The organism is Acidovorax sp. KPB24-03, from assembly GCF_057546605.1.
This window is the reverse complement of record NZ_BAAJYR010000669.1, coordinates 1-1,312: the sequence shown is the minus strand read 5'-3', so window position 1 is coordinate 1,312 and position 1,312 is coordinate 1. Positions and strand designations below refer to the sequence as shown.

Genomic DNA, 1,312 nt, shown 5'->3' with positions numbered 1-1,312 from the left:
GGCCGGCGCGCCACCACGCGGTAGGGCACCGGGCGGCCGCTCGCGCGCTCGAAGCCGCGCACCATCTCCAGCACCGACACGGGCCGGCCCGTCCCCAGGTTCACGGTGAGCAGGCCGGGGTGCTCGCGCAGGTAGCGCAGCGCTGCGACGTGGCCGTCGGCCAGGTCGCACACGTGGATGTAGTCGCGCACGCCCGTGCCGTCGGGGGTGGGGTAGTCGTCGCCGTAGACGCTCAGGCTCTCGCGCATGCCGACGGCGACCTGGGCCACGTAGGGCAGCAGGTTGTTGGGCACGTCCTGCGGGTCTTCGCCGATCAGGCCGCTCTCGTGGGCGCCACGGGGTTGAAGTAGCGCAGTCGCGCGATGCGCCACTGGCCAGGCTCGGCCGCATCCACGTCGGCCAGCACCTGCTCCATCATGAGCTTGGTCCAGCCGTAGGGGTTGGTGGCTGACAGGGGGAAATCCTCGCGGATCGGCACCGAGGCCGGTTCGCCGTACACCGTGGCCGAGGAGGAGAACACCAGCGAACGCACCCCCGCCTTCTGCATGGCCCGCAGCAGCACCACGGTGCCGGCCACGTTGTTGTCGTAGTACGCGAGCGGCTGGCGCACCGACTCGCCCACCGCCTTGAGCGCCGCGAAATGCACCACGGCCTCGATGGGGTGCTCGGCAAAGATGCGCGCCAGCAGGGCCTCGTCGCGCACATCGCCCTCGATGCATTCGGGCGCCTTTCCCGTGATGCGGGCCAGGCGGTCCAGCACCGAGCGGCGGCTATTGCCGAAGTTGTCCAGGATGAGATAGGGAATGCCGGCGCAGGCCAGCGCGACGCAAGTGTGGGAGCCGATGAAACCGGCCCCGCCTGTGACGAGGATCACGAAATTTCTCCTTTTTTGAAACCCAACGGCCCGCCGTGCGTACCTGTGTGGTGCCAGCCTGGAAACAGGCCTCAACCCGGCACCACAAAAAACGACAGTGCGTCAACCCTGCAACAGCGAAGCGCCCTGGTATTTAACTCCGGCGCCGCCATCGGTGTGAAATCAGGGCAAATGAAAGCTATTGTGTCGATTGTTTTTATTAATACAAAGGTGTATCCATCTCCCTTTTCCATGCCAATGTGTCTATAAGTACCAACATTCAATGGAAGCACCCTCCGCTTCCACGGCTGCCGATCCAATGATCCGAACGAGGTCACCTGCATCCGAACCGCTTCTTCTTTTGCCTTCCCACCTTTGCCTGCTGTGCCAACCACGCTTCGACTGTTGTTTTTAAGCCTATTCCTGGTGCTGCCAGCCTGGGCGTGGGCCGCTGCGCCA

General features: G+C 64.6%; 1 protein-coding gene and 1 pseudogene. Both read right to left on the bottom strand.

Annotated features, from left to right (window positions below; all coding sequences use genetic code 11):
- Nucleotides 1-874: pseudogene (galE, locus tag AC27KI_RS25040) on the bottom strand (UDP-glucose 4-epimerase GalE); the annotation flags it as partial.
- 71 nt (nt 875-945) lie between these two features.
- On the bottom strand, nt 946-1,312 hold a 367-nt coding region (locus tag AC27KI_RS25035), incomplete at its 5' end, for a hypothetical protein (RefSeq protein ID WP_487116485.1).